The organism is Microcoleus sp. N3A4, assembly GCF_036701805.1.
In the GTDB taxonomy this organism is placed as follows: Bacteria; Cyanobacteriota; Cyanobacteriia; order Cyanobacteriales; family Microcoleaceae; genus Microcoleus.
On sequence record NZ_JAUBRJ010000024.1, the window covers coordinates 74,655 to 101,294 of the forward strand.

Consider the following 26,640-nt stretch of genomic DNA (forward strand, 5'->3'; position numbering starts at 1 on the left):
AAAGCACCTTTGTTATAATATAGCGTCCGGGGATGAGTAGACCCGACACCTACCCACAAACTATGCAACCGATCCAAATTACCACATTCCAAGCTTTGCGGCGCAGCTTGGGCCTGATAATCAAAGCCGCACCTATAGAACTCCGCAATTTAATATTACTCAACATCATTCGCGGTGCGGCCCCATCAGGCGTGCTTTTTTTAGATAAATTAATCATTGATGAAGTATCTCGGTTGCTGTCGCAAACCCAAACAGCACAGCCCTTTACTTTGATGCTTTCTCACCCCATATTGCTGTGGAGTATTGGCGGAGTCTTAAGTCTCAAGTTAGTCGGCGACTCCCTCGAAACAATGAGTTCCTTTGCATCGACATCTTTGCGCGATCGCGTTCAAGGATTCGTTGAAGGAAAAGTCCTCGAAAAAGTCGCCAATTTCGACGATATCGCCCTGTTTGAAAACCCCGAACTATTAAATATTGTAGAACTCGCAAAAACCGGAGTATCCAAAATACAGCAACTAGCCTTTACTCTCAGCATGACCATCACGGGGATTTTTATATTTATTCCATCTATTAGCCTTGCTGCTGCCATAGCTTGGTGGGTGCCAGCGCTGATGTTAATCTCATCATCTCCCTCAATTTACATCCAAAGGAAATATAGCAGAATCATCTGGAGAGTTCAAAAAAAGCAAGCTAAAATCAGCCGCGAGATGAACTTATCCTCTAGAGTATTGACGGGAGAAGAATACGCTAAAGAATTGCGTTTGTTTGGCTTGCAGGAACTTTGGCTCAAACGCTGGCAGGGTCAGTTTGTGCAGTTTTTTAGCGAGATGCAACGCATCCGAAAAAAAGGAGCAATTGTTGTACTTTTCTGGTCAGTGTTTAGTAGAGTAGGAGTAGCTTTGCCATTTGTTTATGTGGTAATGGGAGCTTTGGGAGGGCGCTATACTTTGGGGGATTTGGCGCTTTATTCGGGTTTGATTGTTCAGGTGGAGCAAAGTTTGCAATTACTGATTGGCAATTACACTAATTTGTACGATATTTCCCTCGGCGTTAGTCCGATTTTTCAACTGTTGGATCTGAAACCAGAGTTGCAGTCTCCGCTTGTGGATGTGGCATCTCGCCTGCCTAGTTTACCAGATGGCGGGCAAGATTCCCGCCCCACAAAAGATAAAATTGGCATCGAGATTAAGCATTTATCTTTTCGCTATCCCGGTAGCAATAAAAGCACGGTTGAAGATATCAACTTAACCATTAATCAGGGTGAAATGCTAGTGCTTGTAGGGGAAAATGGCGCGGGTAAAACAACCCTTGGCAAACTCCTCGGCCGCCTGTACGATCCTACAAGCGGTACGATCGCCTGGAACGGTCAAGATTTGCGATCGTACTCTCTAGCATACGTGCGATCGCGCATCGCCGTCGTCATGCAAGATTACGCCCGTTTCCCCTCCACAGTCCGCGAAAACGTCGGTTTCGGCGACTTGCTTTCCCTGTCGGATGACAGCGCAATTAACGAAGCTATTTCCGAAGCAGGGATTGCAGCTAAAGTCAACAGTTTAGAGCAAGGTTTAGAGACTCCGTTGGGGAAACAATTAGAAGACGGCATAGACTTATCGGGGGGACAGTGGCAAAGAATTGCGATCGCCCGCGCCTTAATGCGGCTTTCTACAGCCGAAGTGCTAATTTTTGACGAACCAACCGCCGCCCTCGACCCCAAGACAGAACACGAAATTTACAGCATCTTCCGCCAAATAGCCGCCGGAAAAACCACGATTGTCATCAGTCACAGATTGGGATTAGCAAAAATTGCCGATCGCATCGCCGTGATGGAAAATGGTAAAATAGCAGAAATAGGAACTCACGACGAATTGATAGCATCAAACGGAATTTACTGCTCGATGTTCACCCGTCAAGCTAGCAGTTATATTTAGTCATTACTTGTTATTAGTTATTTGTTAGTTGTTATTAGTTATTTGTTAGATAAAATCCGGTGAGATCGGAATTATGTAGTGCGAGCGTCCCCGCTCGCGATCCGCGCAGCGAGCGGGGACGCTCGCACTAAAATCATCCAAATATATGATTCCGATGCCACCGAAAACGATATTAATTGCTGAAACGATTGTTTTTCTTGTCAAATGCCGAATGACGAATGCTATACAAGGGTCATATCGCGGTAAACCGGCATAGAAGCCGCGATTTCCTCTGTTTCTTTTCTGCCTCTGCTGTTCTACAATTTCTCGATCGGGCGAACCCTCTGCGATCGCGAAATCTTTTGTAAAATCTCACCACTTAAATTTTCATAGTTTGATTAATTGAGATTAAAGTGGTATGAAAGCTTTCATTAAAAATCATAATTAGTTTAAGGACGGAACTTCTGTGCAACTAAAAACTAAAGTGGCCATCAGGCGTGCAACTGGTGGATTTGCTCTGATTGACAGCTTGATCCGCCACGGCGTCAAGCATATTTTTGGTTATCCCGGCGGCGCAATTCTGCCGCTTTACGACGAACTCTACCGCGCTGAAGAAACAGGCGCTATCAAACACATTCTGGTGCGGCACGAGCAAGGTGCTGCTCACGCGGCAGACGGGTACGCCCGCGCTACCGGACAAGTTGGGGTTTGTTTCGCTACTTCGGGCCCGGGCGCAACTAATTTGGTGACGGGGATTGCGACGGCCCACATGGATTCGATCCCGATGGTAATTATTACCGGTCAGGTTGCCCGTCCGGCGATCGGCACTGATGCGTTTCAGGAAACTGATATTTACGGGATTACCCTGCCAATTGTCAAGCATTCTTATGTAGTGCGCGAGCCCAGAGATATGGCGCGAATTGTGGCAGAAGCTTTCCACATCGCGAGTACAGGGCGGCCGGGGCCTGTTTTGATTGATGTGCCCAAGGATGTGGGTTTAGAAGAATTTGACTATCTGCCCGTGGAACCCGGATCTGTGAGAATTCCGGGCTACCGGCCGACGGTGAAGGGAAATCCCCGGCAAATCAGTCAAGCAATCTATTTGCTGAAGGAAGCAAAACGTCCTTTGCTTTATGTGGGCGGCGGGGCGATCGCGGCGGCGGCGCACGAGGAAATTAAGGAACTGGCCGAACTTTTCCAATTGCCGGTGACGACAACGCTGATGGGCAAAGGTGCCTTTGACGAAAATCATCGTTTGTCGGTGAAAATGCTGGGGATGCACGGCACTGCTTACGCTAATTTTGCCGTTACCGAGTGCGATTTGCTGATTGCTGTTGGAGCTCGGTTTGACGATCGCGTGACGGGCAAATTAGACGAGTTTGCCGCGCGGGCGAAGGTGATTCACATCGATATCGACCCGGCAGAAGTGGGCAAAAATCGCGGCCCTGAAGTGCCGATTGTCGGAGATGTCCGGCAAGTTTTGATCGATTTGCTGCGCCGCTGTCGGGAAACTGGAGTTTCGCCGAATCCCGGACAGACTGCCGAATGGCTGCACAGGATCGATCGCTGGAAACAGGACTATCCGTTAGTTGTGCCTCATTACCCAGACATTTTGGCTCCGCAAGAGGTGATTTCGGAGTTGGCTACTCAAGCGCCAGATGCTTACTACACAACGGATGTCGGTCAACATCAAATGTGGTCGGCTCAATTCTTGAACAACGGGCCGCGCCGCTGGATTTCGAGCGCTGGTTTGGGCACGATGGGTTACGGGCTGCCGGCGGCGATGGGCGCGAAAATGGCGCTGCCGCACGAGCAAGTGATTTGTATTGCTGGCGATGCTAGCATCCAAATGAATATTCAAGAGCTGGGAACACTAGCACAATACGGCATTAATGTCAAGGTTGTGATTGTAAATAACGGCTGGCAAGGCATGGTGCGGCAGTGGCAGCAGGCGTTCTACGGGGAGCGTTATTCGTCGTCGAATATGACTGTGGGGATGCCGGATTTTGTGATGCTGGCTGAAGCTTATGGCGTGAAGGGGATGCTGGTTTCGCGGCCGGAGGAACTCAAAGATGCGATCGGTCAAATGCTCGCTCACGACGGCCCGGTGCTGATGAACGTGAAGGTGACGAGGGACGAAAACTGCTATCCGATGGTAGTTCCGGGCAAGAGTAACTCTCAAATGGTTGGTTTGCCCGAACGCAGCAAGTTGCAATCTGCAGAGTTGATTTATTGTCCGACTTGCGGCGCTAAGAATGTTTCGACCAATAAGTTTTGTCCTGAGTGCGGGACAAAAGTTTAAGTAGGGACACCTAGCCCGCTCAGGAGTGCGATCGACCTTAACAAGATATAGCAATCTAGTTCGATCGCGGCAATCCAGACCACATCTTTAACGGCACCTAAAGGCGGGCGCTCTTGATTTGGCCGCTTGAGAGTTCATCTCCCGCCTTTAGGTGCCGTTATTCTACCGGGCTGGTGCGAGGACGATCTTGGATCGTGAACTCATCAGACAATATAGTTTAAGTACGATCGCCCTGCCTTACCGCTATTGCGTAAGTCCAGGACACTTATGACTTATTCCTTCAGTCTTGCTGGGTAGTAAACTGGCGGGCACCGATTAAAGAAAAGGCGATCGCAGCCACTAACAAAACAGGTATGCTGTACCAAGGAAACTTTGCCATATCGTAAGCAGCGGCTCTCAATCCAATGCTGGCATAAGTCAGCGGCAACAGATAAACTATTCCTTTCAGGGCTACGGGTAGCGAGGCTGGGTCGAAAAATGTCGCTCCTAAAAATGACATCGGAGTTATCAGAAAATTGTTGTACAATCCCACGGATTCCAGAGATTTTACGGTTAACCCAACTATCACTCCCAGGCCCGCAAATACAGCGGAGTTGAGAATTATCACTAACAAAAATAGCGGATTCAAAAAGACGAGTTTTTGAGTAAACAAAACTGCTACTAAAATTACCGAAACAGAAGTCAGCATTCCCCGCAGTATTCCTGCTAGCATTTTGCCCGCGTGCAAAGCGAGCGGGTGTACTGGCAGCAACAGCAATTCCTCAAATGTTTTAGTAAAAAGGCGTTCGCCGCAAATCGAAAATACTGTGCCGGTAAAACTTACTGTCATCGATGAAAGTGCTACCATTCCCGGCAGCATAAATTCTAGATAATTGCCGCCAATTGCAGGTTTAGGCAAGGAACTTCCCAAGCCAAAACCAAAAGCTAGAATGTAAATTACTGGGGATACTAAACCAGCGGCGGCAACTGGCAGGATTCGGACTCGCAAATCTAACCATTCTCCCCAAAACACGGTGATTGTGTCTGTTAATATAGTTGCCAGCGATGTTTTTTTCATGATTAGATACTACGTTTACCCTATAGCAGTAAAGCTATTGATGTATTAAATCTTGTACGTTAGTTAATAACGGTAAGGTGCACAAGCACCCGGAGGATAACCGTAAGCGCCCCTAAGCTCTTGTAGGGAGACGGCAGTGCCGTGTCCCTACGGCACTCGCCCGAGTTCGCGGTGTACTTCATAAACGTGGAATCTGCTGTATTAAATCTTGTACGTTAGTTAAAATTGTAAAGTTAAAACGCCAAATAATCAAGGCTGCTGCACTGTTCTATTTTTGTTTCAGTTAAAGGCAATTTGCCGGATTCTACTACTTTTTCCGGTTCTCGGTTCAACCAAATTGCTTTTAATCCAGCGGCTTTAGCACCGCAATAATCTGCTTTGAAGCTGTCGCCGATATGCAACACATTTTCTGCAAGGCAGTTGTGCTTTTGCAAAGCAGCGGTAAAAATTTGAGAATCGGGTTTGGCTGCACCTACTTCAGTGGAAATTGTCACTGATGTGAAATATTCAGCTAATTTTAGTGCTTTTAATACTGCATAAATTCGGGAATCGAAATTCGAGACGACGGCTAATTCAATTCCTTGTTTTTGCCACTTATTTAATGCTGGGAATACGTCGGGATAGACGAACCAAGGTTCGGCGGTGGCAAAATGAGCGTAGAGTTCGGCAAAGAATTGGGGAAAGTCGGAAAATTGGTGAAAAACGCCTGCTATTTGAAAAGCTTTTGCGGCAACTGCTTGCCACCACTCAAATTCTAGCTGGGGAATTTTTGCTAATTCTATCCCTGGAAATGCCATCGGACTTGCTGAGGCGAAGCTTTGGGAAAATGCTGCATTTAACTCTTGACTATTAACTGTTACTCCAAAACTATTGGCTAATTGTCGGTAAACTTCGCCGACGCTGCCGCGAACGTCAAACAGTGTACCGGCGGCATCTAAAAAAATTACTTTGGTCATTTGTTATTTGTTATTTGTTATTGGTTTGTAGTAAGGACTTTAGTCCTGGTTGCCTAGGATTTTAGGTTTGAGTTCTTCAGCCCTCACTACAAACTTTTTCAGTTGTGAGTTGTTTGCGGATTCACCACACCCGAATGATTGGCAATATTGCCCGCAGGTTCAAATCTTCCTCCTAAATATTTGGCGAGGAATTCTTCGGCGATCGCATAAAAGTGCAGGCGATTTTCCGGGCGCGCAAATCCGTGTCCTTCATCTGTATAAAGCACGTATTCTACAGGTTTGCCGGCTTGCTTCATGGCATTGACAATTTGCTCGCTTTCTGCTAATTTAACTCGCGGGTCGTTAGCACCTTGGGCGATGAGTAAGGGTTTCTGGATGCGATCGACAAAAGATAAAGGCGATCGCAATTTCAAAAACTCTGGTTCTGTTTCCAAATTGCCGACGCGGTGATACAGACTTGCTTTTCTCGGTTCCCAGTAAGGGGGAATAGTTTGCAGCAGTGTAATCAAATTGCTTGGCCCGACAATATCGACGGCGCAGGCAAAAACATCGGGACTAAAAGTCAATCCGACTAAGGCAGCATAACCACCGTAAGAACCGCCCATAATCGCAATTTTATCCTGTTGGGCAATTCCTGTTTCTACCAGCCAATTAACCCCATCTAGCAAGTCGTCGTGCATCTTAGCCGCCCATTCGCGATTGCCGGCATTGAGGAAGGCTTTGCCGTAGCCGGTGGAACCGCGAAAATTGATTTGCAAAACGGCGTAACCTCGGTTTGCCAGCCATTGGGCTTGTGGATTGTAACCCCAGGTATCGCGTGCCCAGGGGCCACCGTGAACAAGCAAGACTGTCGGTACAGGTGTGGCGACTCCGACAGGTTTTGTCAGGTAGCCGTGAATGGTTAAACCATCTCTTGCGGTGTAAGAAATGGGTTCCATTGAGGATAGCGGTAGCCCTTCGAGTTTAGGTTGGTTGCTGAACAGAAAGGTGCAGGTTTTGGAAGTGCGATCGTAGGTATAGTAGTAAACTGGGTCGTCGTCTGTCCTGTAAGCAATTAGCCAAGTAGTGTCGGCGAGGTTGCGGCTGGTGATGGAGAATTCGCCGGGACGGAATTTGCCGATCGCCTCAAAATCCTCTGCTATACTTTGGTCTAAAATCTGCCACTCTTGCTTGTCTTTGTAGAAGGAAACTGCCTGAATCTCTCGCTTGGTGGGGTGTACGACAATGTTGCCGACATCGTATTCTGGGTCAGAGGCGAGATCGGTTTCTTGTTTGGTTTCCAAGTCTAAGGCGATCAAACGTTTGCCGTTAGCATCGTGATTGCCCATGATGTAAAGAATTTTGCCGTTTTCTGAGAACATGACGGCACCGCCTTCGTCGTCGGGCCCCCAGCTTCGCAGGCTTTCCCAAGACTTCTGTGCAGTTTCCCGAAACACCAATTCTGAGCCGCCGTCGGCAGTTGTGGCTGTGGCCGCCCGCACTTGAAATTGGGCGTCAGCAGTCCAAGTCCGACTGAGGATGTTACCTGGGTTTTTGGTGTCGAGTTCAACGGCACCATTTTTGAGGTTGATGCGGTAAACGTCGTGTTTGCTGCGATCGCGGATGTTCATTCCCACTAATATTTCATTGGGGAAGTTGCGGTCAAAGGCGATCGGCTGAGCTTGAACGCCTTGAAATGGTGTCAAGTCGCGAACCAGATTTGACTGGATATTTACTAAATATAAATGCCAGTTTTCATCACCCTCAGCATCTTGGAGGTAAATTAACTCTTCGCCGCTGTAAGTCCAGAAAAAGATGCGGATGCCGCGTTTTTTATCGGCTGTCAGTTGGCGATCGTCTGCTTGACCGACGGTACGGAGTCGCACTTGCAAGACGTTGTTTTCGTCGGGTGCAATGTAGGCGAGATACTTGCCGTCGGGTGAAAGTTGGGGGCGGGTTTTTTCGGGATTTCCGAACAGAATTTCTCGCTCGATTAGGGGGGGAAGTTCGGTTTTTGGCTTTTTAAATGTATAATTTTGCATTTTTTATTCTGCCTCATATTCTATTATCTACAGTCCTGGATGTATCTCAAAAAAATATAAAATTAGTAGGTTGGGTTGAGGAACGAAACCCAACGAAAGTGACTCGCGAGAGAGTTGAGTTTCGCTCTCGCTTGCGACCAAACCTACTACAACGTTGGGAGTTGGGTTTCGCTTCGCTCTACCCAACCTACTAATGCTGAGGACTAAAGTCCTCACTACAAACTTTCTCGATCGTGGTAATTGATCGGAGCTCATATGACTGAGGCTTAAGTCCTACGATCGACAGTCAACGGTCAACAGTTAACTATTAGTTTTTCAGCAACTCTTGAATCGGCTTGCTAATCCAATTGAAACCAACTTTTAGTTGATGGTCAAATGTGGGCATCCGATAGAGATAGGCTAGGCGGCGAGCAATGTGGGCTAGTTGTCCGTCGAGTTTAATTCCTAAACCGGCGAGGGTGGCGTTGTCAATTCCTAATGTCATCATTTCTCCTAGCGGCTGATAGCGGAAAGGAAGTAATGGGCGGCCGGTGAGGGATGCCCAAATGTTCCAGGCGGTGTAGTCAGCTTGCTGGAAGGCTGTTTGGGCTGTTGCGGGGACTTTTTGACCAGTTGCATCGTGACATTCTGCTAAGTCTCCCAAGGCAAATATGTCTGGATGGTCGATAATTTGCATTGTCGGATTGACTGTTAATTGACCGCGGCGGTTTTGTTTGAGGGGTAGCGATCGCACTGCTTGACTAACTTGAGTTCCTACTGTCCACAATACTATGTCTACGGGGAGAACATCTAATTGTCCTTTGTAAAGTAAGGATATTGTGTCCGCTTCGATCGCCTCTACAGTTGTTTCTAAGTCGATCCACACTTTCCGTTTTTCTAAAGCTTTGCTTGCGGCTTCGCGGTTGAACTCCGGCGATGTCTGCAGAATCCTGTCGCTTTGCTCGACTAACCGCACGCGACCTTTGTCTCCGAGTCGATCGGCTAATTTACAAGCTAATTCTACTCCCGAATAACCGGCGCCGACGATCGCAATCCGAATTTTGTCGGTGTTGCTGGCTTCTAAAAACCGCAGTCTTTCTTCTAAGCGGTAGGCGTCGTCGAGGGTGCGAAATGAGTAAGCGTATTCAACAGCACCTTTGACGGTATCTAGAGGGGTTTCGCCGCCTAAAGCTAACACGAGTCGATCGCACGGAATTTCTGGCCCGTCGTGCAACTGCACTCGCTTTTCCTCCAAGTCGATACCGGAGACAGTACCTTGACAAAAGCGCACGCCTGTGTTTTGCAAGAGTTCGGCAAACGGCGGGGCAATTTCCCAGGTTTGGAGTTCGCCTGTCAGGAGTTCGTACAGCAGGGGAACGAACAAAAATCGATCGCGGCGGTCAACGAGAACAATTTCGGGTTTTTCGGTTTTGGAGAAGGGTAACTGACTCAAGCGCAGGGCTGTGTAGAGTCCGCCGAAGCCTCCGCCGAGAATGCAAATCCGGGGTTGTTGTTGAGTCATGATGTTTTGTTTGAGGGGCGATCGGTAGCAAGGCAAGTTATCTTATTGTAACGAGAGTGGGGGAGTGGGAGTGGGAGAGTGGGGGAGTGGGGGAGTGGGGGATGGGGGAGAGTGGGGGAGTGGAAAAATCTTCCCTGTTTCCCTCGAACCTCAACATCCATCCGTTAAATCCGTTAGACAATGCGTTTCCGAACTGTTTTCTCTATCTCTAGCCTTGATTAGCTTTACCTATTACCCGGCCTCAAATTTTCTGAATGTTCGCAGAAGTAATTTTGTACTATATTAGTTGGTAACGAATTATTTCGCAAATTAAATTCACTTTTTATAGGGTCATCTACTCTAACACTTGCCCCGCACTCTCAAGTGAAAAAACTCATGCAAATTTCCTCGAATTCTTCTAAATATAAGAACGGCGATCGCAATAACGAAGACAGCTCATCTTTGTTAAGCAGCGAAGAAAAATATAAAAATTTAGTAGCTAATATTCCCGGTGCTGTCTACCACTGTACCTGCGACTGTACTGGCGACGGCGAATTAACACGGACAATGGGGTTTTTGAGCGATGCCGTTCAAGAAATATCAGGCTATCCATCTTCTGATTTTATCAACGATCGCGTCCGTTCTTTTGCCAGCATTATCCATCCTCAAGACCGTAAAAATGTGGATGCTACTGTCAAAAAAAGTGTAGCAACTAGAACTCCGTACATCCTTGAATATCGGATTGTCCGGGCTGACGGCGAAATTAGCTGGGTTTGCGAAAAAGGTCAAGCTGTTGGCTGCGAGGCCCAGGAGGCTAGAGGAAAACAAGAGAGAGAAGGGGAAATAGAGGGATTTTTGGCAGCACGGGTTTCGCCGGTTTCGCCGATCGCAAATTCTCTGTCTCGGGTTGTTTATCTCGACGGAGTGATATTGGATATTACGGAGCGAAAACGAGCTGAGGAAAACTTGCGAAACACTCAAGATTTTCTGAATGCGGTACTGCAAAATCTGCCGATTAGCGTCTTTATTAAAGATGCTGTAGAACAAAAATTTATTTATTGGAATACTGCTAGCGAGGAATTGTTTGGCTATTCCAGCGATGAAGTGCTCTTCAACAATGCTGCTGACTTGTTGGAGTCAGAGCAGGCTAATTACTTGCAAGCACAAGATTTAGAAGTCCTTGCAACGAGAAAAGGCGTCGATTTGCCCGAACAAACTATCGAACTTCCGCACCGGGGAAAGCGGATTTTGCACGCGAAAAAAGTTCCTTTGTTTGACGATTCGGGCGCGCCTAAGTACATTCTGGGTATTGCTGAAGATATTACGGAAAGCAAAAAAACTGAAACAGAATTGTCGCGCTTGGCCATTGTGGCTCAAAAAACCCAAAATGGTGTGATTATTACTGATGCTCAAGGCTGCATTGAATGGGTGAATGAAGGATTTACTCGGATTAGCGGTTACGTGCTGGCAGAAATGCAGGGAAAAAAACCGGGTGATGTATTGCAAGGCCCTCAAACAGACCCGCTAGCTATTGCTCAACTGCGATCGGCTTTGGCTGCCGGTGTGCCGTTTAATCAGGAAATTTACAATTACAGCAAGGAGGGAAAGGGTTATTGGGTGGCGCTTTCGATCGCCCCAATTTATCAAGAAACGGGGGAACTCGAAGGTTTTATAGCGGTGCACACTGATATTAGCGATCGCAAACAGACAGAGGAAGTGCTCAGGAAGAGCGAGAGTTATTACCGCTGCATTGTCGAGACGGCTTCGGAGGGCGTTTGGATGTTTGACAGCGAAAGTATCACGACTTTTGCTAACTCTCGGATGGCCGAAATGCTGGGTTATACTGTGGAGGAAATGCTGGGGCGATCGCTATTTGAGTTTATCGACTGCGAATCTAGGGAAATAGCTGAAAGTTATGTCCAGCGCAGGCGGGAAGGCATTCGCGAACGCCACGATTTTAAGTTTACTCGCAAAGACGGATCTCACTTGTGGGCGATCGTGTCGGCGACGCCGATGTTCGACGGTGAGGGCAATTTTTCCGGGGTTTTGCGGATGATTACTGATATTAGCGATCGCAAACAAGCCGAAGCAGAATTGCGCCAAACTCTCAAAGAGTTGGAATTTGAAAAATTTGCTTTGGATCAATCGGCAATTGTCTCGAATACCGACGAATTCGGAGCAATTACCTATGTCAACGATCAATTTTGCGAACAATTTAAATATTCCCGAGAAGAACTGATCGGCAAAACCCACAGACTTGTAAATTCTGGCTATCACCCAGCAGATTTTTTCAAGAAGCTTTGGTCAACCATCCGCCAGGGAAAGGTTTGGCGGGGAGAAATGAAAAATCAAGCTAAAGACGGCACATTATTCTGGTTGGATACTACGATTGTACCTTGCTTAAATACCAGCGGAGAACCCCATCAATATGTAGCAATTCGCAAAGATATTACCAAGCGCAAACGCGCCGAAGAAGCGGTGCAGCTTTCCGAAAGTCAATTGAGGAGTAAGAATCAAGAATTGGCAAAAGCCCTGCGGGACGTGCATAAAACTCAAAGCATGATGGTTCAAAATGAAAAAATGGTAAGTTTGGGGCAATTAGTCGCTGGCGTTGCTCACGAAATTAACAATCCAGTTAGCTTTATTTACGGCAACGTCATGCACGCTAACGATTACTTTAAAGACTTGCTAAAAATGCTGCAACTTTACCAGCAGGAATACCCGCACCCCACACCGGAAATTCAACGAGAGATAGAAGAGATAGATTTGAATTTTATGCTCGCAGATTTGCCGAAGCTGTTAAATTCCATGAAAATGGGAGCTGAGCGAATTCGCCAGATCGTGCTGTCGCTGAAGAATTTCTCGCGCTTGGATGAAGCAGAACAAAAACAGGTTGATATTCACGAAGGGATTGAAAGCACTTTGTTGATTTTGCAGCATAGGTTAAAAGAAACGGCAGGACATCCGAAAATTACGCTGCTCAAGGAGTTCGGAAATTTGCCCCGCGTACAGTGTTATGCGGGACAGTTGAATCAGGTTTTTATGAATATTATCGGCAATGCAATTGATGCTTTGGAAGAGGCAATGGAAACCGGACAGTGGGCCGAGGGGGAAATGGCGCCGATTCCTTATTGTCCTTCGCCGACGCTGCGGATTTGTACGGATGTAAAGTACGAACAGGATGCTTTGATGCAGGGATCTCATGCTATTTCTGATGTTTCGAGGCGGCATCCTTCTCATATTGTGATTCGGATTGCTGACAACGGGCCGGGGATTCCGATAGATGTTCACGAAAGGTTGTTCGATCCGTTTTTTACTACGAAAGAACCGGGTAAAGGTACTGGTTTGGGGCTGTCTATCAGCTATCAAATTGTGGTTGAAAAACACGGCGGGCAGCTTAAATGCCATTCCGCACCGGGTCAAGGTACGGAATTTGCGATCGAGATTCCTGTAGTCAGCAGTCAGTAGTCAGCAGTCAGCAGTCAGCAGTCAGCAGTCAGCAGTCAGCAGTCAGTAGTCAGTAGTCAGTAGTTATTTACTACCAATTACCCATTCCCAATGCCCAATGCCCAATTCCCCATTCCCCATTCCCCACAACCATGAAATATAACGTAATTTACGACGGCAATTGCAATCTATGCGTTACCTTGGTGCAGTTACTAGAAAATTTAGATAAAGGCCAAAATTTTGAGTATATTTCGATGCAAGATTTAGAGGAATTAAAGCGCTTTGGGATAACTTCTGGTGACTGCGAAATGGGGATGATTTTGATAGATGGCGACAATCCCGAACGGCGCTGGCAAGGCAGCGACGCGGCGGAAGAAATCGGCCGGATATTGCCTGCTGGCGAGGTATTTGTGGCTGCTTATCGGGCAATGCCGGGGATGAAGTGGATGGGCGATCGCGTGTACGAACAAGTCCGCGACAACCGCTATACTTTGTTTGGCAAGCGATCGACAAGTTACAAATCTGTTTATGCAGTTGGCTGTAGGTCGATCGACAATTGCGACAATCGGGACTAATACCAAATCTGGCTTAAATTTCCCGGTTATTTCTTAGTCCTCCTCTGCTGGGACGAAAGTTTTTGTGCCCGTAAACCCCGCGATTTCAATCGCCGAGTGAATATCATTTCTAATGATTAAACAAACCGAATATCTCGCGGCAAAAGTCTTTGAGCTTTTGGGCTGACTCCGCAGCGGGTTCGGTTTGACCGAGAAAACTCCAATTTTCCACAGTGGAAAAGCGCCACTGCTGACCAGTATGATCGTAACCGGCCGCCTCAACCCCGATCGCCCGCCGATATCCTTCCACCGGATCTTGGTAAAATCGGATTTGAATCAAGATGCTGCGGCTTTGCAGCAAACGACTTCTACCGGGGAAATGGAACCCAATGTCGATCGAATCTGGATCGACAAGTTCTCTGGTATCCTCGTCATTCATCCAAGGTTTCAAATCGACTTTTGCATCCGGGAATTCGGACTTGAATAAATTAACAACCGCAGCAATTTTGCTCGTAAGTTCTATATTTTTGGCTTGTTCGGCAGCGTTCACTCGAAAAACTCCTATCCAATACAGTTATTACATGATTTAGCTAACAATGTAACTGCATACTGCCGAATGTAGACTGTGAACAGCGGACTTTTTAAGAGATAATTAGGCATTGACAAATTTTCATATATGTGTTCTACCGTTTTTAGCCGAGTCTCGATCCCCCTCGCATCCCCCTTAAAAAGGGGAGTAGGGGTTGACTTTGAGCCTGCTTTTGTCCCCTGCTTATTAAGGGGGGTTAGGGGGGATCTCCGGGTTTTAAAACACGCCATAGTTCCATAATCTTAATTCAAGGGAAGTGCGATCGCAAATTCCGAACCTTCTCCCAGCACCGATTCGCAACTCAGTTTACCGCCGTGGGTTTCTTCCACAATTTGCCTGCTGATAGACAACCCCAAACCCGTACCTTTTCCTACTCCTTTGGTAGTAAATAAATGGTCAAATATTTGAGATTTGACCTCCGATGACATCCCTTCACCGTTATCTTTGATTTTAATCACCACACTGTTGTTATCCTCGGAGACATGAGTAATAATGGCGATCGTATTCGGTAAAGCTTGAATTTCAGCGTAAGTGCTGCCCTGATTGGATTCCTCAAAACAGTCGATCGCATTTGCCAACAAATTCATAAATACCTGATTCAGTTGCCCAAAATAACATTTAACTGGCGGGATATCTCCGTATTCTTTGATGATTTTAATTGCGGGGCGAGTATCTGTAGCTTTCAGGCGATACTGTAAAATCATCAAAGTGCTGTCGATGCCCTCATGAATATTTGCTGACACTTTATTCGCACTGTCAGCGCGGGAAAAAGTCCGTAAAGACGTGCTAATATTGCGGATGCGCTCTGTACCTGATTTCATAGATAAAAGCATTTTTGGCAAATCTTCCACCAAATATTCTAAATCAATCTCCGATGCTTTATCATCTAATTCATCTCCAGGATTAGGAAATTTTTCTTGGTAAAGTTGCAAGTAATCAATCAAATCTAAGCTGGCCTCAGCAGCAGCTTCAAGATTGCCCGCAATAAAACCGAGCGGATTGTTAATTTCGTGAGCAACCCCTGCAATCAAATTGCCCAGAGCAGACATTTTTTCGCTTTGAATCAGTTGCAGTTGCGCCTGTTGCAGTTCATTGAAAGATTTTTCTAACTGTTGAGATTTCTCTTGCTCCCGCGCGTACAAACCAGCATTTTCTACGGCAATAGCAACTTGAGAAATTAACACTTTGAAGACTTCTACTCTCTCTGCTGTAAAAGCTCCTACTGTCAAAGCATTTTCTAAATAAATTATTCCCCGCCGCTGAGATTGATAAATCATCGGCAAACAGAGAATTGATTTGGGTTGATATTTCTGAATGTAGGTGTCCACCTTAAAAGGTTCGACGACAGTCGCATTGTCTAAAACCAGATGCTTTTGACTGCGGTGTACGTAATTAATCACAGACAGGGGAACATCTTGACGAATTTCTACGGGAATAGAGGGTAAAAGTGTCACTTTATCCTCCGCATGAGTGCCAGTAGCTTCTATGCAGAGGATATCGTTTTTCAGCAGCAGCAGCACTACTTTTTGAGCCGCCGCATTTTCTAAAATAATTTTGATTAATTGGGTCAACAATTTTTCTAGAACAATTTCACCGTTAATGGCTTGCGCCGACTTAATAAAAGTAGCTAAGTCTAAGAAATCGCCTAAACTACTACTGGTAGTATTTCCAGTGGTAGTGCGGGTGACATTGAGGGTTGGGGTGTGAATTGTGCGGGTCTGTGCTGCTAAGAAAAGATGTGTTGATTCTAAGTGTTTAACTTTAGCTATGGCTCCCCAATGGATATATCCATAATAGGCTTTAGTCAGATATGCTTGAGAAACTATCTCTTTACCCAAAGCTTGATAAAATTCTCCGGCTAATTCATAGGCTAATGCTTCCTCTTGAATGTAACCGTTTTTGGCGGCTCCATCAATTGCGCGATCGTACAAATCCATTGCTTCGGTATTTTTCCCCAACACTCGCGCTTTCTCGGCTGCTACTAAGTCGTATTTGTGTTGATAATTCATCGGAGCATCAACTGCCCATTTTTTCATCTTCTTTTGGTTTCGCAACACTTTATTCAGATATTGCTTTTGCTCCCCTTTCTCAGCTTGGGGATACAAAGCGAGAAGACTTATAGAAGAGTAAAAATTATTCAGAGAAACTACATAAAATCCGGCTACGGCTTCTTCATATTTCTCAAATAACCTTGAATTTTCTAAGGCTTCCGCGTAGTTTCTGAAGATAAAATTAAGTTGAGTTTTGGCATGATAAACCAAACTCACTAAAAAAAAGTTTTTAGATTCTATTAAAACGGGGAGCGTTTTGACTTCATTAAATTTATCACCAATTAAATGGCAGGGTTCGACAGCTTGACCGAGCAAATTGAGGGTTGTCTGCCTGCCTATACTTAGATACTGTACAGCCATTTCTAGTTGAGATTGCTGCATTATTTTCATATATTTACCAGTCTCCTGATCCACCAAATCAAGAGGCTCTCCTATCGACATTTTTTTGAAGCAATATTGACCTATACAATAACTCGCATACTCCAATTCTCCTGTTTCCATCCCAGTTTGAAAACCTTCCTTGAGAACGCTTAATCCTGAGTTAAGCTCGGTTTTCCAGTGTAGAATAAAACAACCCAAGAGTGTATAAACTCTACTTTTCATTGAACGGGATGGAGATTTGTCTAACATCCTAATGGCCAATTGACCGCATTGGTATGCCAAACTAATGTCCCCTAGCCGGCACATAACTACGCCATAATAAAGGTAGGCAATACTTGCATAAGGCGAATTGCCATGTTTAATGCACAGGTTGACCATCTTAAATGCCAGCAATGGTACAAGGCGGGGTTTTCCCTGAACAGCAGTGCTGATAATCCCTGATAAAATCCGCATGGCTGCTTGTTGATTGGGATCTGTCATTTCTGGCAAGTTAGCTAAATCCTCAATTCGTTTCAACCCCAAGCTCAGTTTTGTCTTCATCAGTCCCGCCACAATATTTAGCGCGTTGGGATTTTGAGGAAAAGAAATGCCTAACAGTTTCAGCACTTCCAGTCCTGTATTTAGTGCTTCTACCAGTCGAATTTGAGCATTGTAAGACTGGATTTGAAGTTGATAAACATTCATTTTTTCCAGTAAATTTTTAGCTTTTTCCAGTACGATATCGACCAGTTTTTTTGAATTTTCATAGTTGATATTTAAGTATTCAGCTTCGGCTGTTGACTCGTAAATTGCTAATGTTAAGTCATACTGACTTTGCCAACAATCCGCTGGCAATAATTCCATAGCAACCCGCAAATACCTAACAGCAGCTTCATAAGCACTCGCGGCTTTTGCCTTGCGTCCAGCCGTTAAATTTAATCTTGCTAAATCAATCTTTTCGACTGGCTGGCTAATCGTGTCAATTCCGACATTCAACTGATTGACAATATCAAAGATGTTTTCTTCGAGCTTTTCGGGTGGAGTATTCTGTAACAGTAATTGACCGATTTTTAAATGGGTGAATTGCTTTTTATCTTCGGGAATTAGGGAATATGCGGCTTGCTGGACGCGATCGTGCAAAAATTTGTAACTAACCCGCGAAGTATCTAATTTGAGATTAATTGATTCGGCTCGATCGAAAACTAAAGGAATCCGATAAGCATCGCTCAAGGGCAGAATCAACCCTGCTTGCAAAGCTGAATAAAGTTCAGTTGCTGTAGTATTAGCTGACTCTTCTCTGACAAGTGACAGCACATCTAGAGCAAATTTATCCCCCACACAAGCTGCTAATTTCAACATTTGTTGCGTGGCTGCGGGGAGTTTTTCAATGCGGCTGGCTACCAGTTCCACCACACTTTTATCGGTAATTCCAATGGCTTGAATTTCATCGATACTCCAATTCCAGCCCCCTTTACATTCTTCATTGGTAACGGGAGATATCATGGGACTAAAGTCATATTTTAAAAGATTTTCTTGATAAAGTGCTTGGAGTAGTTGCGTCAAGAAAAAAGGATTTCCGCCAGTTTTATTGCAGATTAACTCTGCTAGATTCTTTACTTTTTCTATGGGACTGTTAAGTGTTTCAGCGATTAATTCAATCACATTTTCTAACTCCAGCGGTTGCAGCACGATATTGTTGACAACCGTACCCGTCTTTTCAATCTCTTCTAGAGTTTGAATTAAAGGATGAGTGGGACTAACTTCGTTATCTCGATAAGCACCGATTAGCAACAAATATTGCTGGTCAGGGTCAGTTATCAGTATTTGCATTAACTTTAATGTTGCTGAATCTGCCCACTGCAAATCGTCTAAAAAAATCACTAGCGGGTGTTCTTTTTGCGCGAAAACGCGAATAAATTCTTTGAATACTCGATTGAAGCGATTTTGCGATTCTACAGGGCCGATTTCTGAGACTTCTGGCTGTTTGCCAACGATTAATTCAAGTTCAGGAATTACATCGGCAATTACTTTACCGTTTGTTCCTAAAGCTGTTAAAATTTTAGTGCGCCATGTTTCTATAGAAGCAGCGCTTTCTGTTAGCAACTGGCGCAGTAGCGAGTTAAATGCTTGAATCAATGATGCGTAAGGAATATTTCGTTTAAATTGGTCAAATTTGCCGCTAATGAAGTAACCTTTTGAGCGAGTAATTGGTTTGCTGACTTCATTAATTACTGCTGATTTACCGATACCAGAATAACCTGATACTAGCATCAGTTCATTTGTGCCGGATGGGGGCAACTTTTCAAGAAAAGTTGTTAATTTTTCTAAGGAATTGTTAGTTAAACCCCCGCCTACTCGTTCAAATGCTGCTAATAGTTGGTTGACTTGATTTTCCCGACCGTACAATTTCTGGGGAATTAATAACTGACTGAGAATATCTAAGCGTCCGGGGGTAAAATCGGAAACTTTGCCAGTCGTTTCTAACTGATGCAAACAAATTTCTAAATCTGCTAACAACCCGGCTGCACTTTGATATCTATCTTCGGCATTTTTTGCCATCAATTTCATCACTATCTCTGAGATTGCGGCGGGGACTTGTGAATTCAACTGATGCGGTGAAATTGGTTGTCTGGCGATGTGGCTGTAAACTATTTCTAAGGGGTCACTGCTGGCGAAAGGCAGTTTACCTGTCAGCATTTCATACAAGGTAATTCCGAGAGAATAAAAGTCTGTGCGGTAGTCGAGGGTGCGGTTCATTCTCCCGGTTTGTTCGGGAGACATATAAGCTAATGTGCCTTCGACGGAGTTGGGATTGTTAAATTGCGGGTTTTCTTTGTTCAGTTTTGTGGCAATGCCGAAGTCGGTGATTTTTACTTGTTTTGTTTGCGAGTTAATTATGATATTGCTGGGTTTGATGTCTTTGTGAATAATCTGATTTTGATGCAGGTATTCTAAGGCTTTGACGATTTGGACGGCGATGTTTAAATTTGCTTGCAGGCTCAAGGTTTCTCTTTCCAGCAGTTGTCCGAGAGATTCCCCGCCAAAGTCTTCTAACACGATTCCTAATCGGTGGTCAAATGTTTCGAGACTGATGGTTTTGACGATTTGTTCGCTGTCTAAATTTTTGCGGATTTGATATTCGTGTTTGAGGCGGGTAATGGCTTCGAGTGTCGGATATTCGGCTTTCAGGAATTTAAGAATTGTTGGGGGCCGATGAGTTGGTGTCTGTCCGCGATAGATAATTGTTTCGACGCCTTCGTGCAGAATAGAGTCGATGCGGTATTCAGAGAAAGTTAACATAAGTTACTTTAAAAATTAACAGGAGCTAATTCTCATTATTATAACATTAAGTTACCTGGGCTTTGTGCGATCCAGAGCGTGTATTTTTAAATCGCATCACAAGTAAAATACACCAAATATGGGAGCTTTAAGTTGGGAGTTGCGCGTTGCAAGTCAACGTGGAACTCCCAACTTAAAGAAATTTTCAAGGCTGATTTTCAATCGTTTACTACCGTAACTTCACTGACATGAATAATTGATTCTGGTTCCGGTAAAATGCGGACGCGGGCGAATTTTAAACCGCTGACTCCTTGCAGCGATTCTACCATGCCGGTCTGAACTTTTGGCTCAACCCAACCTTCGCGAGACAAGTAGCGCAAGTATTGCTGGTACTCTTCCCACTCGTCCTCGGTTGAATAAACGATTGTCAGCATTCCTGACTGGGTAATTCGCTCTTGTGCGTCTTTGTCAACGGCTTTTTCGATCCGCTTTTTGACGAGTTCGTAGCGGATGTCGCGAGTGCCTTTGACATCAAACATTTTTTCGGTGTTTTCGTTGTGAAAAATGTCGATCGTAGTATTCTGCACTAAGACTAAATGTGCGAGTTCCATGTTAATTTGAGACTCGGCTTGCAGGCGAAAAACTGTGCGGCCGCAGTCGCAAATTGCTCGCAGTTGTTCGTACCGCAAACTGTGCAGGTGAAACGGGCTGAATTTGGGGTCGATCGATTTTCCTACATAAATCATGTGATCGATGCCGTCGGTGCATTCGATGTCGCAATAGTGGGGAAGAATTTGCTGCATTTTTTCTTGCCAGCGGGCCCAGGTTTCTTGGAGTTTGGTGCTGATTAGGTTCAGCATTTGGTCGTAGCGGGTGCGATCGCTATAAACGCAATTGTGTTCGTTGTCGCAGGCGGATCGATAAGCTTCAACCGCTCCCAGAACCGTGGGTCCGCACTGTACAAAGTAGTCAAAATATACTTCTAAACGCTCGTTTAAATACTCGGCTGCTCGCACTTCCATATCGACTGTTACTTTTTCTTTTAAATGCTCGATGTAGTCGAGCAAGTCGAGCCGCAGTTGCTCGCCGAGGTGGGTAGTTTGTGTTTGGCAAACGGCATCAGCTATGGCTAAACCTAAGCGGAATTGTTCGAGCAAATCAGTTTGAATGGCTCGGTTTCTTTCGTCGCTAGAACCGCGAATGTCGGAAATTCCGTACAGCGGATAAACGTCACCAAATAGGATTGTTTCTGGGGGCAGTCCCCAACTTCGCCTTTCTGCTTCTTGGGCGAACCGCCACTCGACTGCGGGGTGGATGTTGTGAATGTGGGTAAACCGCTCTTGGATGGCTTGCCGCAGACCTGCAATGAAGGCGGGAATGAGTTCTTGGGCGTGTTGAGCGTCAATGCCGTTGAAGTGGTTGGGCCGATCGCACAACAGCCCCACCACGCCCAAAATCCGCAGCCCGCACCCCTCGCGGGTGACAGATTTGACTACCAGCGGTATCAGCAGCATCGATCGAGTCCCCATTTTCCGCAAAGTTCGATCGCACTCGGTTTCGCACTCCCTCCGCAAGTCTGGCACGTTCCAAACTTGATTTGCTGCTGCGGCCTTCAAAAAGTGAGAAGCTTCTAGGGAGTGCATTGAATAAAGAATCGGCTGCAAATGTTGGCCGTCTTTTGCAACTAATAGCTGTACCTGATCGCCGTCGGGGCGCAGCAGCAAAGTCCCGTCAGCATTGAAGAGCGATCGCAAACACCGATCGATTTTCTCAAATTTGTCCGGCCGCAGCATCGAATCTCGATCGATCAATAACTGAGTCAGGCGCCGAATTTGCTCCTGCACGGTGACATCAAAACCTTCTAGCAGCAGCAAACCTTCTACGCGGTAATTATCCAACTGCAATCGATCGGTTAAATTTGCCAGTTGATTCGGCTGCATCAGCCAAGCTTCCCGTTCTGCAACAGGCATTAATCTTAAAGAAAAATCCGCAAATTCATCTATTTTGGAGTCAATTCGAGTAATTTTCAACTGTTCCGAACCGAGCCAAAATTCAATAAATCTGGCTTCTCGGTCTTTGGGGTTTTTTACACTCGCCGTGACAGGTTCGTCTAGCACCCGCAAACTGTCGAGGTCAATTTGATAATATTGCTTAAATACCCAGTGCAAAAGGTGGCGGCGGTACAATTGTTCTGCTGTTTTCGCGTCCCAATCCTCGAACATTTCCAACAGAGTGATGCTGGTTTCTGCAAACCAACCATTGGTAGATTGAGTTGCCAAGGACGTTCCCTCCCAACCGGCCAAGCGACAAAATGCCGCGTTAGCGTAACGCAGGGCAAAAGTTCCCGGTTCCATTACTGCGATTGAAACGCGGCGATCGCCCAGAAATTGAAACAGTCGCTTTAAATCTTGTTTCCACGTTTTCAAGCCTTCAATTTCAGCAGATTGGCTGGGTACTTGGCCCGCCAAAGCTTCCAGTAGCTGTTCTATACTTGGTTCGCTCGGCAGATTGTTACTGTCTTGGTCTGTTGGGACGATATCTGCTGCTGGAAGTGATTTTACGGAGTTGTTGTTTTGATGGGAAGACGATTTAGGAGTAGACATGAGTAAAACACCTGAAAGCAGTGGATTTTGCCAAAAAATGTCAGCGATCGGCGATTTATGGCTTTGTCAAGAACTTAGATCCTGTTTGTAAAGTTTGTGTGTGGGTATCGGAAACTGGGTGTTTTCTCGGACGCTCAGCCCAAAAACTTTTACTTTTCTTAACAAACAACCTCTCTGTCTCGACCTTATAGGTGATATTAACGTGTTTACCACCTGCTGGGTAACACCCATTATAAGCGGTAGACAGTAGCGGATAGTGTCAGCAACTCATGCTATTTGACTCAGAGGCGAGATATATAGCAGCTTTGGGTTGAATGAGGCACAGCCCTGGGAATTGGGAATTGGGAATTGGTAATTGATAATTGGTAATTGGTAATTGGCAAGCAGGTGACGAGTCACTAATCTAGTAAATAAAAATTGGCAAGCCATCCAAATAAACTTGCTATTTGGCAATCCAATAATTAAAATATATAATACAGCTAACAGCATTTGTGAAAGGACATAGTTATGGCTTTAACGATTAACAATCTCATCGGTGATCTGACTGGATTTCCTGTATTTGCGGGCGGGGGGCCGCGTTTTTTGGGATTCGCTACATCCGATGAAATTGACGTAGAGGATGGAAATTTGTCGTCTTTTCCCTGGGGAGTTTGGGGACTCGACGGCAACGATACCATAGGAGGTTCGTCGGATTCCAACGAACGGCTGTTAGGAAATAACGGCAATGATGTTATCGGCGGTGGCGGCGGAAATGACATAATTTATGGCGGGAAAGATAACGATCGCCTGGATGGAAATGAGGGCAACGACGTAGTTAGGGGCGACACCGGAAACGACATTATCTTTGGAGGGTTCGGGAGCGATATCCTGCGGGGAGGGCAAGGAGACGACGATTTAGACGGCAATGACGGCAACGATTTCTTATCGGGCGATCGGGGAGTTGACGTGCTCACGGGAGGCTCCGGTGCTGATATATTTGTGCTCAGAAGCAATGAAGGATTTGGAGTCAATGGAGCCGATGTCATTACAGATTTTAGTTTTGACGAGGGCGATCGCATCGGTTTGACTGACGGTTTAACAGAACTAGACCTCCTCTTCACTGACGACAATCTGATCGCTTACGACAACGACGGAATTGTAAATGATATGGTGATTTTCAACCAAAGAGACGGACGAATTTTGGGGATAGTTTTAAACACCAACAGCTTTGAACTTACTGGTGCATTTGAACAAGCTAGTCCGTTTGCATTGGCAGTTAACGGTTCTCAATTCCAGTTTTTGGCTTAGTTATTTGTAGGGAATTAGACTGGCGATCGGGCTAGTTCCTAGTAGGAATACGGCTGTTTTGCGTAGGACACGGCAGTGCCGTGTCCCTACAGTTCTGTACGGTGCTTATGAGGACACGGCAGTGCCGTGTCCCTACAGTTCTGTACGGTGCTTATGAGCGCACCTTACCCGTAAAAATAGCGTTTCAAAAGATTTATGTGTCTGAGTTATATTTAAGTATAAAAGTGCGATCTCTCAATTGTTAAAACAGTTTTTTGCTTTTTAAGCTAATCTAGAAAAAGAAACTCCAACCGGGGAAAAGTATATATGACTATTGCCACTCACTCCAAATTAACGGCGCTGCCAGAACAGCGGTTGATTTTGCCGCTATCAATGACTTGGGAGCAGTTCAAAGCTCTGGATTCCTTGCTAGAGTATACTCGCAGCGTTCGCTTGTCTTACCTAGACGGATATGTGGAAATTATGACACTTTCGCCGGAACATGAAACCATTAAATGCCTGCTGGCATTGCTGCTAGGTCAGTTTTTCTTAGAAAGAGATATTAGTTTTAGACCGACGGGCAGCGCTACACTCCAAGGGGAAACAAAAGGCAGCAGCAAGGAACCAGATTTATCTTACTACTTTGGCGAAGACAGACGGCAGCGAGAAACACCCGATTTGGCGATCGAAGTTATTTTCACTAGCGGAACTATCAACAAACTGGAATACTACCGCCGATTTAACGTAGCGGAAGTTTGGTTTTGGGAAGACGGTGTATTTTGGATTTACCAACTGAACTCGGAGGGTTACGATCGCGTTTTTCGGAGTATGCTGTTGCCGGATTTGGATCTAGAATTGCTGGGGAGATGCCTGCAAATGTCTGAAGAAAAAGAAGCTTTGAAAGTGTTTCGGGATGCAGTACGAGCTGGTTAACCTAAAAGATATACAAATAAAATATGGCATAGTAATGCCGGCAATGGCGGAAATATACGAAATGTACGAAATGTCATAAAAATCGAAATTATCGGGAAACATCCAGCGTTTCTGGTTTTCATAAAATTTATTTTAATCTATACTATTCGGAGTATAAAAAATCTTACTCTTCAGCAATCACCTATGAATAGGGATTATTCGCGCTTTGATTCCCTCGCCAGCATCCTAGCAGGAACGGTAACGGTAGCAGGAATAGTCGTTTTGGCGCCTGCACCGATTTTCGCTATATCTTCGCCAGAAATTGCAAAAATAGCTGAATCTGTCACCGTTCAAATCAATGGAGAAAAAAGCGGTAGCGGGACTGGATTTATTATTGCTAAACAAGGCACTGTTTACACCGTTTTGACATCTAACCACGTTGTTGCTGATACTAAGGATACCTATAAGATTCGCACTAATACGAAAAAAGAATATCAAGTAACCCGTAGTGTACTATTGCGAAAAAGTGACAATGACCCGGATATAGCAGTCGTAACATTTAACAGTGCAGAATCTTATCCTGTTGTGACTTTAGGTGATTCCGAACAAGCGGTAATCAGTACAGAAATTTTTGTAGCTGGCTATCCAGGTAATAAAGCTCAAAAAAGATACGGGCCCAATCGCATTTTTGAGTTTTCAACAGGCTTTATTACCAGCCGTCCCTTGCATCAGACTCTCGGTTATAACTTGCGTTATACTGCTGTAACTAAAGCAGGAATGAGTGGAGGGCCTGTATTTGATAGAGAAGGGCGCGTAGTTGGGGTTCATGGATGGGGCGATCGCGATTATGATTATGTAACAGATACGGACAGAAAAGTTATCACAGGTTTATCCGATACTAACACAGGCTTTAATGCAGCTATTCCCATTAATGATTTTATAGCTAAACTGTCGGAAGCTGGTTTAAATCGATCGGCTATTTTGGTGAATACTTCAACCGCCGCTAATGTACCTCTGAAACTGAACAATCCGCAAGATGCTAAGACTTATTACGTTCGAGGTTTAACTCGGTTTGATCGGGGAGATTTGTCAGGGGCTGTTGCCGATTTTAACCAAGCGATTCAAACTCAATCAGATTATTCTGAAGCTTATTTCTATCGAGCCCTCGCTTATTTCGATTTGAGACAAATGCCCAAGAGTATCGCTGATTATAGCAAGGCGATCGCCCTAAATGCCGGTTATGTTGACGCTTACTACAATCGGGGGCTGGTTTTGTCGGCAATGGGAGATAAACCGGGGGCGATCGCAGATTATACTCAAGTCATCCGCTTGGATAGAAACTTTGCAGCGGCTTACAACAACCGAGGATTAGCACTTTCGGACTTGGGCGATCAAAAAGGGGCGATCGACGATTTCAATCAAGCGCTGCAAATTAATCCGGGTCGGGCTAACACTTATTTTAACAGAGGATTAGCGCTGTTTCGCATCAATAACGATCGCTCTGCCTTAGCTGATTACACTCAAGCAATTCAACTCAATCCCAGTTATGCAAAGGCTTTTGCTAATCGAGGAATTACTTTAGTGAGAATGGGAGATAGACAAGGGGCGATCGCAGATTTGCAACAAGCTGCTCGTTTATTTAGAGCTCAAGGAATGAACGATGATGCTCAAAAAGCATTAGATTTGATTGGTCAACTGCAAAAGTAGTAAATCCTCTGATATAGCGGTTCGAGCGAAAGATTCGCGGACGTAGTTGGGCCCCGGCCCTCAAGCGTCTGGGCAGGGTAGTTTTATTGTGAGGAGAAGAAAACTGAAACGACAGAAAGCACCGCTCAAAGCTCGCGTCTGGGACGCAA

At 45.4% G+C, this 26,640-nt stretch carries 14 protein-coding genes; 7 read left to right on the forward strand and 7 right to left on the reverse strand.

Annotated features, from left to right (window positions below; translation table 11 throughout):
- Positions 1-62 precede the first annotated feature (62 nt).
- Together QUA56_RS16010 and ilvB are read left to right on the forward strand one after the other, a co-directional pair.
- A complete protein-coding gene (locus tag QUA56_RS16010) occupies positions 63-1,928 on the forward strand; it encodes an ABC transporter ATP-binding protein (RefSeq protein ID WP_333359236.1) in 1,866 nt (621 codons plus the stop codon).
- 445 nt (positions 1,929-2,373) lie between these two features.
- Positions 2,374-4,209 carry a biosynthetic-type acetolactate synthase large subunit gene (ilvB, locus tag QUA56_RS16015; RefSeq protein WP_333359238.1) on the forward strand — a complete coding sequence of 612 codons (1,836 nt, stop codon included), beginning with the start codon at positions 2,374-2,376 and terminating at the stop codon, positions 4,207-4,209.
- Between the two features lie 280 nt (positions 4,210-4,489).
- Here the strand turns inward: ilvB and QUA56_RS16020 are convergent, their stop codons facing one another.
- The 4 genes from QUA56_RS16020 to QUA56_RS16035 form a co-directional block, all read right to left on the reverse strand.
- The gene (locus QUA56_RS16020; protein WP_333359240.1) at positions 4,490-5,266 is read right to left on the reverse strand and encodes an ABC transporter permease; all 777 of its coding nucleotides are present in this window, start codon (positions 5,264-5,266) and stop codon (positions 4,490-4,492) included.
- A gap of 233 nt (positions 5,267-5,499) precedes the next feature.
- On the reverse strand, positions 5,500-6,222 hold the full coding sequence (locus tag QUA56_RS16025; RefSeq protein ID WP_333359242.1) for an HAD-IA family hydrolase: 723 nt from the start codon (positions 6,220-6,222) through the stop codon (positions 5,500-5,502).
- Between the two features lie 98 nt (positions 6,223-6,320).
- A complete protein-coding gene (locus QUA56_RS16030; RefSeq protein WP_333359244.1) occupies positions 6,321-8,243 on the reverse strand; it encodes a S9 family peptidase in 1,923 nt (640 codons plus the stop codon).
- Between the two features lie 307 nt (positions 8,244-8,550).
- The gene (locus QUA56_RS16035) at positions 8,551-9,744 is read right to left on the reverse strand and encodes an NAD(P)/FAD-dependent oxidoreductase (RefSeq protein WP_333359246.1); all 1,194 of its coding nucleotides are present in this window, start codon (positions 9,742-9,744) and stop codon (positions 8,551-8,553) included.
- 375 nt (positions 9,745-10,119) lie between these two features.
- Here QUA56_RS16035 and QUA56_RS16040 point away from each other — a divergent pair, with 375 nt between their 5' ends.
- Positions 10,120-13,191: a PAS domain S-box protein gene (locus tag QUA56_RS16040; RefSeq protein WP_333359248.1), complete on the forward strand. Its 3,072-nt coding sequence runs from the start codon at positions 10,120-10,122 to the stop codon at positions 13,189-13,191.
- Positions 13,192-13,322: 131 nt separating this feature from the next.
- Complete coding sequence (locus QUA56_RS16045) at positions 13,323-13,745, forward strand: DCC1-like thiol-disulfide oxidoreductase family protein (protein ID WP_333359250.1); 423 nt, start codon at positions 13,323-13,325, stop codon at positions 13,743-13,745.
- Positions 13,746-13,854: 109 nt separating this feature from the next.
- Here the strand turns inward: QUA56_RS16045 and QUA56_RS16050 are convergent, their stop codons facing one another.
- The 3 genes from QUA56_RS16050 to QUA56_RS16060 all read right to left on the reverse strand — a co-directional run bounded on the left by QUA56_RS16050 (position 13,855) and on the right by QUA56_RS16060 (position 22,606).
- Complete coding sequence (locus QUA56_RS16050) at positions 13,855-14,274, reverse strand: hypothetical protein (RefSeq protein WP_333359252.1); 420 nt, start codon at positions 14,272-14,274, stop codon at positions 13,855-13,857.
- Positions 14,275-14,555: 281 nt separating this feature from the next.
- Complete coding sequence (locus QUA56_RS16055; protein ID WP_333359254.1) at positions 14,556-20,024, reverse strand: protein kinase domain-containing protein; 5,469 nt, start codon at positions 20,022-20,024, stop codon at positions 14,556-14,558.
- A gap of 197 nt (positions 20,025-20,221) precedes the next feature.
- On the reverse strand, positions 20,222-22,606 hold the full coding sequence (locus QUA56_RS16060) for a GAF domain-containing protein (RefSeq protein WP_333359256.1): 2,385 nt from the start codon (positions 22,604-22,606) through the stop codon (positions 20,222-20,224).
- Positions 22,607-23,113: 507 nt separating this feature from the next.
- On the opposite strand from QUA56_RS16060, the gene QUA56_RS16065 reads away from it, so the two are divergent.
- The 3 genes from QUA56_RS16065 to QUA56_RS16075 all read left to right on the forward strand — a co-directional run bounded on the left by QUA56_RS16065 (position 23,114) and on the right by QUA56_RS16075 (position 26,491).
- The gene (locus tag QUA56_RS16065) at positions 23,114-23,893 is read left to right on the forward strand and encodes a calcium-binding protein (protein ID WP_333359258.1); all 780 of its coding nucleotides are present in this window, start codon (positions 23,114-23,116) and stop codon (positions 23,891-23,893) included.
- A gap of 306 nt (positions 23,894-24,199) precedes the next feature.
- A complete protein-coding gene (locus QUA56_RS16070) occupies positions 24,200-24,805 on the forward strand; it encodes a Uma2 family endonuclease (protein ID WP_333359260.1) in 606 nt (201 codons plus the stop codon).
- Between the two features lie 183 nt (positions 24,806-24,988).
- Positions 24,989-26,491, forward strand: coding sequence for a tetratricopeptide repeat-containing serine protease family protein (locus QUA56_RS16075; RefSeq protein ID WP_333359262.1), 1,503 nt, complete (start codon positions 24,989-24,991; stop codon positions 26,489-26,491).
- Positions 26,492-26,640 lie beyond the last annotated feature (149 nt).